This window comes from Methanovulcanius yangii (assembly GCF_018687785.1).
GTDB classification, from domain to species: Archaea; Halobacteriota; Methanomicrobia; order Methanomicrobiales; family Methanomicrobiaceae; genus Methanovulcanius; species Methanovulcanius yangii.
The window spans coordinates 2,222,330-2,238,016 of the sequence record NZ_LTBL01000001.1 but is presented as its reverse complement, the minus strand read 5'-3'; the positions used below and the strand labels follow the sequence as shown (position 1 = coordinate 2,238,016).

Sequence of the window (15,687 nt, the reverse complement as noted above, 5' to 3'; positions counted from 1 at the left end):
TTCAAAACAGGCTTCGTGCAGAACACCATTCTCCATCGGTGCCGTTTACTGACGGTTCACTGCCGCTTTTCCAACCATACAACCCCCCGTCATTCCTCCGGACTTCCGGTTCCGTCATTCTCTTCGTCAACAGTGATTTCAAACCGGCATTCCTCATTTCCCATTCCATAGCACCGGGTTTCGGCAACCGTCACTTCCATTTTGTAAAAATCACTGAATATTGCCCCGAAAACACCCTTCCCAAATGCACAGACAGGCCGTCCAAGATGGGGGAGATCGGAACATTCAAAACAGCCGGTGGCGATGATGACAAGCGGCTCATATGACACCACTGAAAGCTGTCCCAGACCATATCGCTCCCAGAATTCACTGAGTCCGGCACAACGTGCAGACAAATCATCCGGGTCAAGCCTCTTCGCAACGGATCTCCCGACGGACTCCCCGACGGACCGCATGATGGGCTCAATGTTGACACCTGCATCCATCAGGGCGATTCGAAACTGGCAGCACATGAACCGGTACAGCGATGAAACATCAGCAAATTCATCTGCGGATTCGGGCTGACGATGAATCCCCGAGCTTCGATCCTGCACCGAGAGGGCCCCCACCCTCCGCCCCGAGAGGCGATACGTTTTCCTTCGTCCATCGTCGGGGTCTGTCCGGACATCGACCACCCCGTCTTCCGAGAGCCCTTTCAGGTGGACGGAAACCGTGGATTTCGCCTTTCCAAGCCTGCCCGTGATCTCATCAAAGGAGAGAGCCCCTTCTTCCTCCAGCATTGAGAGTATGTCCTGTTTCACCGGACTTTCTATGGCATACACCGCATCCCGGGTGCTGTACAACCCTACGTCCTCCCCCGCCTTTCCAGCGCCCCGCAAGAATACTCCTCCTATGTACCGCATTATCTGTGAGTACAATAAGGCTTTTGTTCGTACCCGTGGGAACCGTTCGGGGTACACATGAGGAGAGGCAATCCGAGGGAACGGACTGCCATCAGACTCAGAAAACCGATCAAATTCCGGGTATCAACGCAGCATCAGAACACATCGGTCACTGATGCACGAGTTCCTGTGCCTTTTTGAGAAGATCGGCCACACCTGCAGAATCGGCAAACCCCTTGCCCTCCCACCGGATAATACCGTCCCGGTCAAGAAGGAAGAGATAGGCAAGGGAACGGTCGTCCATTCCAAGGGTCTCCCTGTAGGCTGCCCCGTTCCCATACCATGTCATGACATACTCATGTTTTCCAGCGGGAATCCCTGAACGCATCCCGCCGTCAATCATCGCACGCACCGGACGCCAGAGAGGCGATTCGATCATCGGGACCTCATATACAACGACCATATCTTCCCGCAGAAATTCCTCCTCAAAGGGCAACACCCACGAATTGATCATCCCCTGTGCCTCCCGGACGAAGGCCACCGCGACCAGGGCAACCTTACCTGCCGCCGCTTCAGGAAGCGTCTTCATCGTCCCTGAGAGCGTACGGGCAGAAAGAACGGGGAATCGGATACCGGTTGGCATGGATGCCTATAACCCCCTCCCTCCAATTGAATCTGCCGGAGAGGATGAGCATGAAGAACTGCGCCGGGAGGTGACCGCAGATATTTATATCATGCCCACATGATTGGAACACGTCCCTGTACGGACTCCTGACGAGGTGAGGTGATTATGACAAAAGTACCCGACACCGCCGAACATCTTGAAATATGTAGGCAGTTCTGTGGGACATGCCCGACATTCCGGGAGAATAAGCTCATGGAGGTCGCACCCCATGCACTTTTCTGTGCCCGTGGGGCCTCGGACAAGAAGAACGCCATCAATAAAGGATGCAACTGCATGGATTGTCCCGTTGCACAGAAGTATGGTCTCAAGGGAGGCTGGTTCTGCTTCCATGCTTCTGAGGAATGAGGATATCCGGGCAATCATTGTAATCCGACAATCAAAGGCCATGGCCCGATTTTTCGTCTGTGATGACAGCGTCCTGAACCGCACCTCCGGAACCACCAGGAGTACCGATGGAGAAAACTGAAGTCCGCCTCGAAGTCGCCCGCAAGGAGATGGTCACCGGGCAGCTTGTTGCCCGGGGAATTCATGACAAATGCATACTCCGGGCGATGGCAACCATCCCACGCCATCTCTTCGTTCCCGGGCATCTCAGGGATGCCGCCTATCAGGACTGCCCGCTTCCCATAGGGTACAATGCAACCATCTCCCAACCCTATATCGTCGCCTACATGAGCGAACTTCTCTCACTCTCCAAAAATGACCGGGTCTTTGAGCTTGGAACAGGGTCCGGGTATCAGGCGGCCATTCTTGCCCTCTGCGCCAGGGAAGTAATCTCAATCGAACGGGTACCCGAACTTATCCCCATCGCACGCAGAAATCTTGCCGCCGCAAACGTCGAAAACGTCCGTATCTTCAAGGGGGACGCGACAACCATCGCTCCGGATTATGCCCCGTATGATGCTGCACTTATCACCGCTGCATCACCCGCACTTCCCGAATATCTGTACCCATATATGAACGATGGAGGACGTATCGTCGTTCCCGTAGGGGACATGTATGTACAGGAACTCTTTCTCATCACCGTCCATGACGGGAGAGGAAAGGAGGAAGCAAAAGGAGGAGTCAGATTTGTTCCGGTCATCGGCAGGCATGGGTTTCCGGAACGATGATGATCCGCAGACGGCTTCTGATACGTTCTTCATTGTCTGTCTGCCAATAAATTCCGCCTTTTCACCGTCCTGTCATCCGACCACAAGGTTCAGGGATGATTCTGCCGAACACTCACACTACCCATGGTGGAGAGATGCAGGGAACAGGAGGAGACCCGGAGGAGGGATATGGTCAGATACCACCTCAGGGAACGTGGCATTTGCAGCCCTGCCGTCCTTGCCGCAATGACCGCAATCCCCCGTCATATGTTCGTTCCCTCGCACCTTCGAAGCAGCGCTTACCATGACCGCCCCCTTCCGATCGGTCATAATGCCACCATCTCACAGCCATCTGTTGTTGCTCTCATGACCGAACTTCTCACCCTCTCACCAACCGACAGGGTCTTTGAACTGGGGACGGGGTCCGGGTACCAGACCGCCGTGCTCGCCTCCTGTGCCGGGGAGGTGTTCAGCGTTGAACGGGTCCCCGAACTTGCAGCCATGGCCCGGCAGAACCTAGCAGCAGCCGGGGTGACGAATGCCCGGGTATTTACCTGTGACGCCACGACGATTACCGGCAGATACGCTCCCTACGATGCTGCCATTCTCACCGCTGCATCCCCCGCTCTTCCCACCTATCTCTACCCGTTCATCCGTGACGGCGGGAGAATCGTCGCACCGGTGGGTGAACGGGACGGGCAGCAACTCGTCCTGATCACGGTGGATGGTGGCATCGGCAGCGTGGAAGAACGAGGGAAGGTTCGTTTTGTTCCGGTCATTGGAAGGCATGGGTTTGCCGACGAGTGAGAGGCAATCGCACAATGTTCCCCCAATCACCCGGTTTTTACGCGCATGCGTCCACAAAAATGATGAAAAGAACATATTATGATCGAAAAGCAATCGAATACGGACGAAATACAAATAAAACATAAATCAGGGATTATTTTCAATTTTACCCCCATATCAGCATCTTTTCCGGTTCATTTTTCGGGGAGGGCACACCAGCTCGGACCCACTATATAATAATTGCCTCGCAAAGAGTTAATAATAAATAGAGTATATTCATTCTTAGGATACGAACACCCGGGGGGGAGTTCACGCATATCCTGCCATGATGCCTGCAATGCAGAGACCATGGCATTACATACGCAAACAACGGGGGAATGTCATATGAAACCTGATTATGGCAACACACCGAAAAAAGAATTCGACCACAGTGAACGGAAGGTATCGATACGAACGGCTGCACTGCTCTCCTTAGTGCTCGTTCTTGTCGGGGCCATGGCTGCGGGAGCCGCAGCAGCACCGCTGGAAATCTCCATGAACGAATATGTCTCGACCTCTATCGTCGGGGACACCGCCACCACCGGGGTGACGGGCGAGATCACGGTTCTCAACAACGGGACGGATGACATCTACGATATCTGGGTGCCCGTAACCCTCGCGAATTACAACAGTACATTCGGTCTTAAGGTGACCTTTGAGAATGCATCCTCAGAGGTCTTTGTCTACAGCGCAAAACCGGCCTCCGCCCCCGCGATGGACGACACAGGGGCAAACTTCTGGATACAGATTCCCCAGCTTCGGGCAGGTCAGTATGCCGTTCTTGCCTACCTTGTCGATGCCGGGAGTATTCCCATCTACGGCTCGACGCTTGCGACCACTTCGCCCATCCTTGTCGACACCTATACCGATGCATCCCGCATCGTCTCCGGAAGGGATGTTTCCTGGACAGTGTATTTCAACGCGACCACCAACTCCGACTTCTTCACAGACGGGGATACGGTGGCAATGGAGATCAATCATTACCTGAGCAGAAACAGTACGCATTTCGGTTCGGAGGCATGGACCACGCTCGGACCGATCTCCAGCAACCGTACGTCACAGGGAACATCCGTGCTTCTTGACGGCCTCTATGATACCACAGCACCGGGCCGGATGCAGGTGACCGGCTTTGCCCTGACGCAAGGAAGCGAAATCTGGGTCAACACGAGCTATGATGTCGCGGCCTTCCACCAGGAGATGACGGGAAGCATCGACGAACCCTTCGGATTTTCGACGATTGCATTCAGTGCGGAAAAATCCGGAACAGGAGAGGAAGACGGGGTCATCAGCGGCTCCGTTGTCCATGACTGCCAGGCAACCGGTGAAGCCCTTGTTTCGGTGACGAAGGAACACCTCGAGGGCTCGTGGAAGGGCAATGCAACTTTCACGAACGAAGCAGCGGGCCTTGTCTATGTCCTTACGGACTATGCGGTGTGGGCGACCGAGCAGGGAACATTCGGAACCTACATCGAGGATGCCGGGTGGACACCGGGCTATGAAAGCTCCGACATTGTCCTCTACAAGCCTGCCGACGGCCTTGCAACGATCCTGAACCCCGGCGAATCCGCAGGCACCGAAACCATCGAATTTGCCTTTGACGGCGTCCCGGTCATCTGGGCAAACGCCACCTTCGTCCTCGGCCAGAACGGCACCCATGGATGGGTACGGAACTACACCGTCGAGACACAGTGGAATGCAACCTACGGGTCGGATTTCATCGTCTCCCAGAGCATCTGGGTGGTCGGCGATTACCTGATCAAGGCGACCAAGCACGTGGTGCCCTTTGCAGGGGAGGATACGAAGTTCAGGGTCTACATCGTTGTCGAGAACATCGGAGGAACACAGACGCCGAACGCCTATATCTACGACATGATCCCGACCAACATGTCGGTTGTCGATGACAGCGGTAAGTGGGACGATGGCATAAGCAACTTTGTCAACAGCTCCGCCCTCTTTACCACCAACAGCACGGTCGCCACCCCGATGGCAGGCTATGATGCAGGTCAGATCTGGGGTCTTGCCCCGCTTCAACCGGGAGCAATTGGAGACGGCGACTATGATGACTGGACACAGATCACCGACAACCAGCAGGTCGTCATCGCCTACAACATGACCGGCAGCGGCGACTTCCGCCTCAGTGACGTCTATATCGTCGGTGTTGACCCGGTCAATTCGCTCAATGACCACACTTCACCCATCGTCACCCTGTTTGGCGGCTCCAAGTCGGCCAATTATGAAGGCATCTTCATTCTGCTCTTCGGAGCGGTGATGGTGGCGGGTGTCGTCATCCGAAGAAAGAAATAACCCAACAATACCAAAGAATCCCTATGGACAGCAGGATTGCGAGATGGGGGGTGACCCTTGTGGTGGGGGTCATCTGCCTCACACTCATGACAGGCGCTGCACAGGCGCAGACCATTGACGTCGAAACGATCTCCCACTATGATGTGGAGGTGACGGTAGGGGACACTGTGCACCAGAAGACGGTGGTGACACTGAAAAACATCATCGACAAACCGGTCGTCCCCGGCATCGGAGAATTCAGGCTCCAGACATATTCCCCCTCACAGGTCCTCTTCTTCTCCATTCCGGGCTCGGCATCCCCGAAACCGGTTACAGTTGAAAATCTGAGGGCCATTACCTCGGATGGAAGACTCCTGATGTCCCACGTGACCAGTGGGGACGATTATACCACCATACGGTATGAAATCTGGTATCCCATCCAGCCCGGGGAGGAGTTGACCTATATCCTTGAATTCGATTCCCGCGACCTTGCCCAAAGAGGAATCCTCTTCACGAATATCGCCATACCGGTGGCATCGGATCTTCCCATTGAGGACTATTCGGTGACTTTCCTCTCCGACCAGAATCTTGTATTCAAGGATGGCACCTCGGGAAGCCTTGCAAAGGGAGAGATCGCATTTGCACAAGCAGAATTCTCCTCGCTCCCTCTCCCCGAGGCGGGATTTTCATGGTCCGTCGTCCTCTGGGGGCTGGTTCTCCTGGCAGGTATGGCCGGAGTAGTCTGGTACGTAAGACGGGAGCCGGAAAAGAAGGAAGAACAATGACGAAAATGACAGAGCGGAGAAAAATATCAAGGGTGATGGTCACGCTTCTGGTATGCGTGCTCATCGCCACCCTCCCCGGCCTGGCCTCGGGGGATGTCGGTGACGGAAACGTCAGCGACACCTATGGGCCGCAGGAAGGGACTGACCCGGTCCCCCCGACCGGACTTTACGCAGGAGAGTCATGGGTGCCGGGAGACGTAGTGCTCATCGGATATGACGGAGATGTGACGACGGGAACAGTCACCGATCCTGCAGGAATCGATCATGAGATTATCTTTACCTTTGCAGACGGCGTAAGCCGGGCAGAATTCCCTCTTCTGGAAAATGTGATCATCGGGGAATACACCGTATCTGCGGGAGGGGAGACCGTCACGTTCTGCGTCGGATGCTGCGCCATCAATGCGTGGTATGTTGACGGCCGGGTAAACGGAACCATCTCCGAATCACTCAGGAATGAAGGCCCGGTCATCTATGCCTGCGAAGATCTCCACGGAGAAATCATGCCGGCCGATGCAGACGGCAGTTTCTCGATTCCGGTCGACCTGCCCCCCGGCACCTATACCATGAATCTTACCTGCGGAAATGCGCAGACGAACCTGCTATTCACTGTTTATGAGGCCGTTACCGTTCAAAAAGCCGCCGTACAGGCTTTTGACGGCAATGGCATGACAGCCGGGGTGACGGTTTCAGGAATCGTCTACGAAGACCTTGTCGTTACCGACCCCGACCGTATATATGACGCCCCCATCGAAGGGGCACTGGTGGAGATATTTGCCGATGACGGGAATCTCGCCTTCGACCCGGCATCGGACATGCCAATACTCTCGACCACCACCAACTCCGGCGGCGCATACTCCTTCGCCGGACTTGACCTCAATTCGTATTATTTCATAGCCGTGCAGGCGTCGTCGCTTGACACGACACGTGGGAGGGAAAAAGGTGCGGGACCTGAAGACATCCTCGCGGAACAGACCTACCAGGTGACCTTTGACCCGACAACCGGAACCCACGACTTTGTCCTCCGGTTCGGAGGTCTAAACCCTCTCGTGACGGACGACTGGGACGAAGGTGCCTATGAGCACGTGGCGTTGCTCAATGCCAGTGCCTACGCAGATGAATCAATGGACTTCGGATTCTCCTACGATGTCATCGTAAACGACATCGGTGAAGAGGAGGCCCAGGGTTCACTCCACCGGTTCCTCACCAATGCAGAATATATCTCGGGGTTCCAGGAGAGCCGGTTCGTCATGGCGGTCCCCCCCAACACGCATGACGGTACCGCCCAGTGGTGGAAACTGGACCTTGACTATAGTATCGTAAACTTCGACGGGCCTTTCGGACTGAACGGCACGGTGTTTGATATTTCACTTTCCCCCTGGGATACCAACCCCGGCTTTGTTTCATACGACCCGGATGCTCACAGGATTATCTCCGTCAGCTCCCCTGACGGCGTCCCTGTCGGCACCGGGGGTGACGGACGCGAGCATACCTCTGACGACAGCCTGTTTCTTCCCATCGCCAAACCGGAAATAGAACTCAACCCCCCCACCGGCGACGGCCTCCTTGAACTCGGAAGCGCAGGCTCATATGTTTCGGATATTGCAGGATACTCCAGTGGAACGGCCATCAGTTCCCGGGCTCCGGATATCCTCATCGAGCGCTGCCTCATCGGCCTGACGGCAAATGCCACTCCCCCTGAAGAGGAGTATGCGACATCCAAGGACAGCGCCGACGAGGGCATCTTCCTCAACAATGATGCAGCAGGCAATATCGTCCGCGACTCGGTTATCGCCTTTACCAAGCACACCGGCGTCTCACTCGTCGACGGCGCGGAAAACTGCCTGCTGGAAAATGTCCTCGTCTACAAGACGGCGCTGGACCCGACCGGCGGTCATACCGCAGTCGAGGTCGGGGCATCCGACCTGCATATCGACCGCAGCATCATCGCCCATACCGACGAGAAGGATGCCATTCAGATCACGCTCCCCGGAAAGGGAGGGGGCAGCGGACCTCTAATCTCGGGCTCACTCATTGAGATGAATCAGGGGGTCGGCATCAACATCCTGCAGGCGCCGTTTACCACCGTCAGTTCGTCAATCATCCGTGAGAACGGTCATTCCGGCATCGTGGTGGAGAGCCACCAGAGTGTCGGCAACACCTTTACGAAGAACGCCATCTACAACAATTCGTATATCGGTATCGACCTCGGCGTCACCGGCGGCGTCGACAATGTGACCGTGAATGACGGCGTACTTCTGGAGAACAAACCCAACCGCGGTATGGATTATCCGGTCATCACCGGGGCGGTCTGGAATGCCGTTGCGGGCACCCTTACCATCCAGGGATGTGTCGGACTCCCCGGCCATGACAATTCCGACTTTTCCGGGTCGAGAGTGGAAGTCTTCCTCGTCCGCAATGACACTGCAGGTGACAACCTCATCGGGAACAACTGGGACAAGAAGAATGAGATCGATGCATACTACGGTGAAGGGTGGATGTATCTCGGCATGACGGAGGCCGACACCGAGGGCAACTTCAGTGCCGTACTGGATGTTTATGGTATTACCCCCGGAACGGATCTCATCCTTGCCGGAACGGCGACGCTCTACGATGGCTGCACATCAGAATTCGGTGAAGTCTATTACTACGGTGGAACCCCCGAAAACTTCCGGGCAGTGACGGCAACCATCACCCTCTCGGGGACAACTGTCCTGATGAACATCACGTCCGAATCGGGCACCATTCCCCAGGCATCGCTCTACTGGCTCAAACCCGAAGGCATGACGATCGATGCAATGGCCGGAGATTACTTCCTGAATGAATCGGCTGGAAACGAGTTCACGTGGTACTTCACCAACCTCATGGAGGGGGTACCACAGACGGTCGAGCTGCAGTTCAGCCTTGGCCCGCTCGATTCCTGGCGGATAGGTGACCTCTATAACCTGGGGGTGGACCCACGATGAAGATGATTCGCGTATTCCTGTACATTCTTTTGATTGCCCTCTTAGGCATCATACCCGCCATGGCGGCTGATACCACCGTCGAGGAGTACCGTGTGGTATTCTACGGCATCGCCCCTCCTGACCAGACAATCTATTATGACAATGTCATCGTCACCGGCAGTGATGAGATCACGCTGGTCATCAACGGGACGCCATTCCATTTCCCTCCGGGTGGCGGCGCAGCCCAGGTCGCAAAGACACCCTTTGACATCTACGTCACCCTGGAAAAGGTGGACAAATACCACTGGGACTACATCGTCCACAATGACTATGAGTTCCTGACCCCCGTGGATGTCCGGTTCCTCCTGTCCGACAATGTAACACTGACAAACGGGAGCAACTGCGGCCCGTTAACCATAATCGGAGAAGACACCATCGCCCCGATGGCAATCCCCGCCCACGGCACGGGTTCGGTTCATCTGGGTGTCCCGGTGCTCTCCGGGGTCACCGGCACCTTTAGCTATGAGGTGAATCAGAGCTACCTGGACTTCACGGCTGCAGACACCATGGACATCGATAGAACGGTGTCCCCCGTCATCAGCGTTGAGAAGTCGTTCAACGGGACCGCATGGAAGGCCATCTATACCGTCGAAAATCCCGGGGAAGATGAAATAGACGCTGATATCACCTTCTGGTATGAACTCAGGGAAGACCTGATGGGAACGAGCCGGACCGACCTCGGGAATACCTCGGTCACCATCCCCGGCAAAGAAGAGTGGACGACGACCCACACCATCGTAACGGACGGGAAGGTTCCGGTCTTCTACCTCCAGGCGGATGCCCATGCCACGGACACTGTCGGGTACACCATCACTCCCGCATACCCGGTCTATGCAAAGACTCCCGGTGACAACACACCGCCGAATGTGGAGAATATCACCAACTACATCATAGGTGAAGGGCTTGTCGCCGGAGTTCCGCTCACCGTCACCTACCAGGATGACGATGATGACGATGATGACGACGACGGTCCCACCCCCGGTCCGACGGAGACACAGGGGCCGGGGCCGGGACCCACCGACGGACCCGGACCCGGTCCGGGACCTGACGGAACCCCAGTTCAGATAGGCGAAGAGGGCACGACCGAACCGTTCGGTGGACTCGCCGAACTCTTCCCCGGGGTCTCCGGACTCACCTTTGCGGGAGGCATCCCCTGGTGGGTATGGCTGCTCCTCCTTATCTTCCTCGGAGCATTCCTCTTCCTCATCCTGAAGAGGACGACGGACTTCGAAAGCGACATCAGGGAAGGCCCTGCACCGCTCACGGTGAACTTCACCGATCTCTCGACCAACAACCCGACCACCTGGCACTGGGACTTCGGCGACGGGGCGACGTCGGACGAACAGCATCCGGTCCACACCTTTGCAGGCGCTGGCACATACACGGTGACCCTGACCGTGCATAACCGCCTCGGCGACCACGCACGGACCAAAAACGAAGAGATCAAAGTCACCTGAGAACCGTTGATCAAATCGGCCATGGGAGGAGATGGTTCTCCCTGAGCCCATCTCATTTTTCGAATCATTGCCGCGGCAATTTCCCGGCAGAGGTGCCCCTCTGAAAAAAAAATATCGGATTTCACCACCATTTGAAAAAGCGGCGTCCGCGTGTGTGAACGCCATGAAGGTTTTTTATCAAAAGAGCGCATTATATATAAGGAAGGAGTGAGACGTCTGGCGAATCCAAGCAGGAGAAAATCCAATCAAAATGAAGCACCTGCAATCGTACGTGTGCGATTGCCCAATAAACGAAATCGGGAAATGTTTGCCGAAGCCGAGCTGATGCTCGGTGCAAACCACATCAGGGTGCGCTGTTTCGACGGCATAACCCGTACCGGCCGGATCAAAGGAAAGATCAAAAAGCGTGTCTGGATTCGTGAAGGCGATATCCTGATTGTTGTCCCGTGGGACTTCCAGGATGAAAAATGCGATATTATCTACCGCTACACCCGCCCCCAGGTCGAGTGGCTGCAGCGCAATAAATATCTCTGATATTTTTTGATTTTTTTTTAAAAAAAAGGGTATAGGCTCTTTTCAGATCCTTTCGATCTTTACGGTGTACTTCTTGATGACGAGACGTGAAACGTTGGGGGACCTGTACCTATTATCCCCATCAGGAGTAAATCCACCCTCAACGATGGTAGAACCCATGAGGTAATTCTTCCAGGCAGTACTATAGTCAAAGGTGTTGTCGGGGAAATACTCTATTATAATAGTCTGAGATCCTGTCACATCGGCAACAACCTCCGGGGGATCAAGCATGCTCATCTGGATGTTAGCAATCCCGTCACCGGACATGGCATCATCCGCCTCAATCTCCGTGAAGAAGAGCACCAGCGCATCTTCGCTCGCATCATAGAACCACCGCGGGTCCGCCACCATCGTGGACCCTTCGGCATCCTGGTAGCGTTTTACGACCGCACCATTCTCCACGGAGATGGCCGCCTGCCCCTGCGAGGAGATGAACCGGAGTGCACCAAGGGAGAAGGTCTCGTTCACCCAGGCTCCGGTATTGTTGTTATACCAAACCTGGAAGTAGTGGTTATCGGCATCGGTCCGATTCGAGTCCAGCACAAAGATCGACCCGCCCGAAATACCCATCGTCGTATCACGGTACGGGACGTTGGAGAGCGTGAGAATCTTCAGGTCGTTCTGCAGCGTGATCATATTCTGTTCCATAATCCGCTCATCGGACCCTATCTGCGACTGCTGCAGCAGGGGATACCCGTAGAGCGTGACAATCGTGATGCCGAGGACGACGATCGTAAAGATAAGGATAAACCCGATCGCCTCCGAGACTCCGTCATCATTCATTCCTTTCACCCAGTTTCTCTTCATCAGACACCCTCCGAATTATAGTAAATCACATTCTGTCCGGCACCGCTCGTCTTGCCGGTCACACCGCGGGTGCGCCCGATACCCGCTATTGCGATGCGGGATGAGGTCGTTCCGTCGGTCACCATGATCAATTGCGATCGTTTCCCGTCGGGAGCGGGCTCAGCCAGCACCTCCACCCAGTAGTCCTGATTGGCCACATCGTCCGGGAGGTCGAACGTGGTGTTGATTCTCCCGTTCTGCGGCGCAATGGCATAGAGCTCCACCATCCTCGTGGAGACACCGTTGCCGATATCCACGTAGGCATGGTACTTCAGCGTGTTCGTCGGCCCCTCCACCAGTGCCGCGTTGACGACGAGGGTCATGACAATGAACATCGCAATCACGATGGCCGTAATCGAGAGATACTCGGTCATCGTGGAGACCGCATCGTCATTGAGCCGTCGTTTTTCAGAGCCGGACCGGCACCGAGTATTCCTCGTCATACGTTGTCACCCCGTTGTTGTAGTGTATGTCCAGCCGGTTATACTGGTAGAAGAGATCCTCAAACCCTGTATTCCGGTCGATGTCGAAATCCATCACCGCATTGTTGCGGGCCATCGAGAGGGCCTGCATGTCAGCCCTCATTTTGTTCTCCTTGTCGATCAGGCCGGTAGTGTTGGCATCAAGTTGCGCGATGGGGGCAAGATGATACCGTATGTCCTGGATCTCGTTTTTCGGGAACTCCAACACCGCCTCCGCAGTCGACTGTCCGACCATCGGGGCCTGATTGATGATGATGGCAAGGATGAACATACCGGTTGCAACCACCACTCCCATCAGGACAATCCACTGCCCCTCGTCGTCTAGGCTCTCCATAACAACACCTCCAGGAGGACCATCTGCTCCCGGTTATCCATAATATTTCTCACATCCACCGGAAGATACGACGGTTCCCCGGAAAGATGCACATAGCGTGTCACAGAAATCTCCGGTTCGCGTGTCACAAATTCTCCCCCGCGAGTCGAATTTCCGAATGCATATGAATGCAACAAATTGTCGTGATCCGTATCCCGATAGTAAATCGTCGCATTCCACTGGGTCCGTTCGTCAATGATAAACCCGGCAGGATCATCCATGTATGTCGTCCCGGTCCCCTTTTGGAGCAACATATTGAATTCGTCCTTAAAGGCCGCCTGATCATTTGTCATGATCAATTCCTGCAGCCTGCTCTTATCATCCTCGATGGAGCCCGGTGTATCCATCACAAGCAAGGCATCATACCCCAGCTGCTGGAGTTGCATATCGGCGATATGTGCATCGCCGGGGGTGAAGACAAAACCGGTGGAGAAGACCACGTATGCCGTCAGCAGCATGATGATGCCCGCCGTGATGCCCTCGATGGTGTAGAGCTGCCCCTCGTCGTTCATTACCATATCGCCACCTCCATGACGCCGTCCACGAGGTACGGCTGGACCACATTGTCGGAATCGTAGTTGTACTCATGGATGCCACTGAGATAGCGGTGCCCACTTATTGGGTCGCTGCTTCCATCCCATATATAATTGAAGGTAAAGTTCACCCGGAGCCCCGATGTCATCTCATCGGAGAACGGCAGAGGGGGATTCAAATCCATCCGGATATACGTCTCATTCTCTATCGTCTTCGGAAACGACGACCCGTTGAGCACCGACGCTTCAGAGGACCCCGGCGTATTACCATAGTAGAAGATGTAGGTCTCGTTATTCCAGTCGTTCCAGTTATACGGCAATGGCTGGGATGAGCCGTCGTCGAGGACCTTATACAGCCTGACTTTCTCCAGTGTCATCGTACCGTTATTGAGGAACAGATTCCAATCCAGGCTGTGCAGCATATTCTCCATGTCAAACCCGAGTTCTTCGCTACGCGGATCAATGCGGTACGCCGGACTGATGGACCGGTCATACAACTCGCCATAATCCATCTCAACGGCGAAATCTGCCTGATGGGGCGGATCTGTCACGTTCCATACGACTCTGCTGCTACTGTATTCCGGATGGCTCCCGTCGGTGAAATTGATATGCGCAAAACTCTCCTCCTTCACCTTCACGAGCCGCCGCTGGTACCCGTAGCTGCTCTCCGGAATCTCCTGCCCGACGAAGAGCGGCTGCTCCCCGTCGATCCTCAGGGAAAAGTTGTAGAGATACGGGATGTCCCCGAAGATCACCTTTGACCGGTAGTCATCCTCATCAAGGGCGAAGTCTGCATTCCGATTGAAGAACAGATCTATCTTCCCCTGCGAGAGGATATTCGGCGTATCCTTCGAGAGCGAAAGCCCCATCCGCTCGATATCAGCCTTGTGATATTCGTCCATCTGGTTCCATGGCGGATTCGACGGCCATCCGGGATCTTCGACGAGGATGACCGATGTCCGGTAGGCGACCGCATCATAATCGATTGCCTCGCTCTCGATGCCTGCCAGAATTCCCGGCAGGAGGGAGATCACCATGATCAGCGCAATCATGAAGATGGTAAACCCTGCGAGAAAATCGACGGACAGTACACCGTCCTCATTGAATTCCATGCTCCTGTTCATTGCAGCGGCTCCCCGGTCCGTGCATCAAACCGCAGTTTCCGCATATCGCCTGTGGTTCCGGGCAGGACATGGTAGACCCCCCCGGCAAGCTCGATATCGGTTGTATCAACCCCATTATCTGTCATCATCTCTTCAATTACCCCCCGGTTCTGTGCGAATAACTCATCCGGCATCAGAATCTCACCGGTGCAGCAGAACTCTGTCCCGTTCACGGGCTCTTCGGGCCACGCCGCATCCTGCCAGCCGTTCCCGCTCAGGGTGAGAAGACGCGCCCGCCCCTCTCCTTCGGGAACGATCAGAAACGACCAGCTCTCCGCGGCTCCATCCCTGCCCACACCGCTCCCTATTACGGTATACAAAGAATATCCCGAATAGGAGAAAAGCGAATCGGCGATTCCGGCATCGAGGGATGCCATGGCATCACTCAGCATGAAGGATGCGGGCTCCTCGCCTGCCACCTCCCCAAAACCGGCATCCTGACCACCCGCGACGCTCTCAAGGCAGCCGCAGGCACAGCAGAAACATAAGGATCCAATTATCACCGCGGAGAGATATTTTTGCATAAAGAAGATCCTTCCCATTCTTCTTATTAGATTGACTGCATATAAACATTCATATCCAAATCCTGAATATTAACGCTCTTAGAAGGGTTTTTGGCCCGATTCAACGGTAAATATCAGCACCATTAAGAATATTTAATTCATACGGCGATTTTTCGCAAAAAAATGCCACAAATATTGCCCGAAT

At 54.9% G+C, this 15,687-nt stretch carries 16 protein-coding genes; 8 read left to right on the top strand and 8 right to left on the bottom strand.

The window, feature by feature from the left end; translation table 11 throughout:
• Window positions 1-89: 89 nt before the first annotated feature.
• Window positions 90-878, bottom strand: a complete 789-nt coding sequence (locus tag AZH53_RS11100) for a V4R domain-containing protein (protein WP_319643591.1) — start codon at window positions 876-878, stop codon at window positions 90-92.
• Between the two features lie 172 nt (window positions 879-1,050).
• Entirely contained in the window at window positions 1,051-1,524 is a 474-nt protein-coding gene (locus tag AZH53_RS11095; protein ID WP_319643590.1) for a hypothetical protein, read from the bottom strand.
• Between the two features lie 147 nt (window positions 1,525-1,671).
• Between AZH53_RS11095 and AZH53_RS11090 the strand changes: the two genes are divergently transcribed.
• The 8 genes from AZH53_RS11090 to eif1A all read left to right on the top strand — a co-directional run bounded on the left by AZH53_RS11090 (window position 1,672) and on the right by eif1A (window position 11,543).
• A complete protein-coding gene (locus AZH53_RS11090; RefSeq protein ID WP_319643589.1) occupies window positions 1,672-1,911 on the top strand; it encodes a DUF2769 domain-containing protein in 240 nt (79 codons plus the stop codon).
• A gap of 107 nt (window positions 1,912-2,018) precedes the next feature.
• Window positions 2,019-2,678, top strand: a complete 660-nt coding sequence (locus tag AZH53_RS11085; RefSeq protein ID WP_319643588.1) for a protein-L-isoaspartate(D-aspartate) O-methyltransferase — start codon at window positions 2,019-2,021, stop codon at window positions 2,676-2,678.
• Between the two features lie 123 nt (window positions 2,679-2,801).
• Window positions 2,802-3,464 (top strand): protein-L-isoaspartate(D-aspartate) O-methyltransferase, encoded by a 663-nt coding sequence (locus AZH53_RS11080; RefSeq protein ID WP_319643587.1) that lies wholly within the window; start codon window positions 2,802-2,804, stop codon window positions 3,462-3,464.
• Window positions 3,465-3,827: 363 nt separating this feature from the next.
• Window positions 3,828-5,786 carry a hypothetical protein gene (locus AZH53_RS11075; protein ID WP_319643586.1) on the top strand — a complete coding sequence of 653 codons (1,959 nt, stop codon included), beginning with the start codon at window positions 3,828-3,830 and terminating at the stop codon, window positions 5,784-5,786.
• A 23-nt stretch (window positions 5,787-5,809) separates the two neighbouring features.
• On the top strand, window positions 5,810-6,550 hold the full coding sequence (locus tag AZH53_RS11070; RefSeq protein ID WP_319643585.1) for a hypothetical protein: 741 nt from the start codon (window positions 5,810-5,812) through the stop codon (window positions 6,548-6,550).
• Window positions 6,547-9,513 carry a right-handed parallel beta-helix repeat-containing protein gene (locus AZH53_RS11065; protein ID WP_319643584.1) on the top strand — a complete coding sequence of 989 codons (2,967 nt, stop codon included), beginning with the start codon at window positions 6,547-6,549 and terminating at the stop codon, window positions 9,511-9,513. Before AZH53_RS11070 ends, AZH53_RS11065 begins: the two co-directional genes overlap by 4 nt.
• Window positions 9,510-11,009, top strand: a complete 1,500-nt coding sequence (locus tag AZH53_RS11060; protein ID WP_319643583.1) for a PKD domain-containing protein — start codon at window positions 9,510-9,512, stop codon at window positions 11,007-11,009. Before AZH53_RS11065 ends, AZH53_RS11060 begins: the two co-directional genes overlap by 4 nt.
• 216 nt (window positions 11,010-11,225) lie before the next feature.
• A complete protein-coding gene (gene eif1A, locus AZH53_RS11055; protein ID WP_319643671.1) occupies window positions 11,226-11,543 on the top strand; it encodes a translation initiation factor eIF-1A in 318 nt (105 codons plus the stop codon).
• 42 nt (window positions 11,544-11,585) lie between these two features.
• Here the strand turns inward: eif1A and AZH53_RS11050 are convergent, their stop codons facing one another.
• From AZH53_RS11050 to AZH53_RS11025, 6 genes are read right to left on the bottom strand one after another with little or no spacing between them, the layout of a single operon-like run.
• A complete protein-coding gene (locus AZH53_RS11050) occupies window positions 11,586-12,389 on the bottom strand; it encodes a DUF7289 family protein (RefSeq protein WP_319643582.1) in 804 nt (267 codons plus the stop codon).
• Window positions 12,389-12,871: a hypothetical protein gene (locus AZH53_RS11045; protein ID WP_319643581.1), complete on the bottom strand. Its 483-nt coding sequence runs from the start codon at window positions 12,869-12,871 to the stop codon at window positions 12,389-12,391. The genes AZH53_RS11050 and AZH53_RS11045 overlap by 1 nt, the downstream gene beginning before the upstream one ends.
• Window positions 12,837-13,244 carry a hypothetical protein gene (locus AZH53_RS11040; protein ID WP_319643580.1) on the bottom strand — a complete coding sequence of 136 codons (408 nt, stop codon included), beginning with the start codon at window positions 13,242-13,244 and terminating at the stop codon, window positions 12,837-12,839. The genes AZH53_RS11045 and AZH53_RS11040 overlap by 35 nt, the downstream gene beginning before the upstream one ends.
• Window positions 13,232-13,801: a DUF7288 family protein gene (locus AZH53_RS11035; protein ID WP_319643579.1), complete on the bottom strand. Its 570-nt coding sequence runs from the start codon at window positions 13,799-13,801 to the stop codon at window positions 13,232-13,234. Before AZH53_RS11035 ends, AZH53_RS11040 begins: the two co-directional genes overlap by 13 nt.
• The gene (locus AZH53_RS11030) at window positions 13,795-14,940 is read right to left on the bottom strand and encodes a hypothetical protein (RefSeq protein WP_319643578.1); all 1,146 of its coding nucleotides are present in this window, start codon (window positions 14,938-14,940) and stop codon (window positions 13,795-13,797) included. The genes AZH53_RS11035 and AZH53_RS11030 overlap by 7 nt, the downstream gene beginning before the upstream one ends.
• Window positions 14,937-15,482 carry a hypothetical protein gene (locus AZH53_RS11025; RefSeq protein ID WP_319643577.1) on the bottom strand — a complete coding sequence of 182 codons (546 nt, stop codon included), beginning with the start codon at window positions 15,480-15,482 and terminating at the stop codon, window positions 14,937-14,939. The genes AZH53_RS11030 and AZH53_RS11025 overlap by 4 nt, the downstream gene beginning before the upstream one ends.
• Window positions 15,483-15,687: the final 205 nt, after the last annotated feature.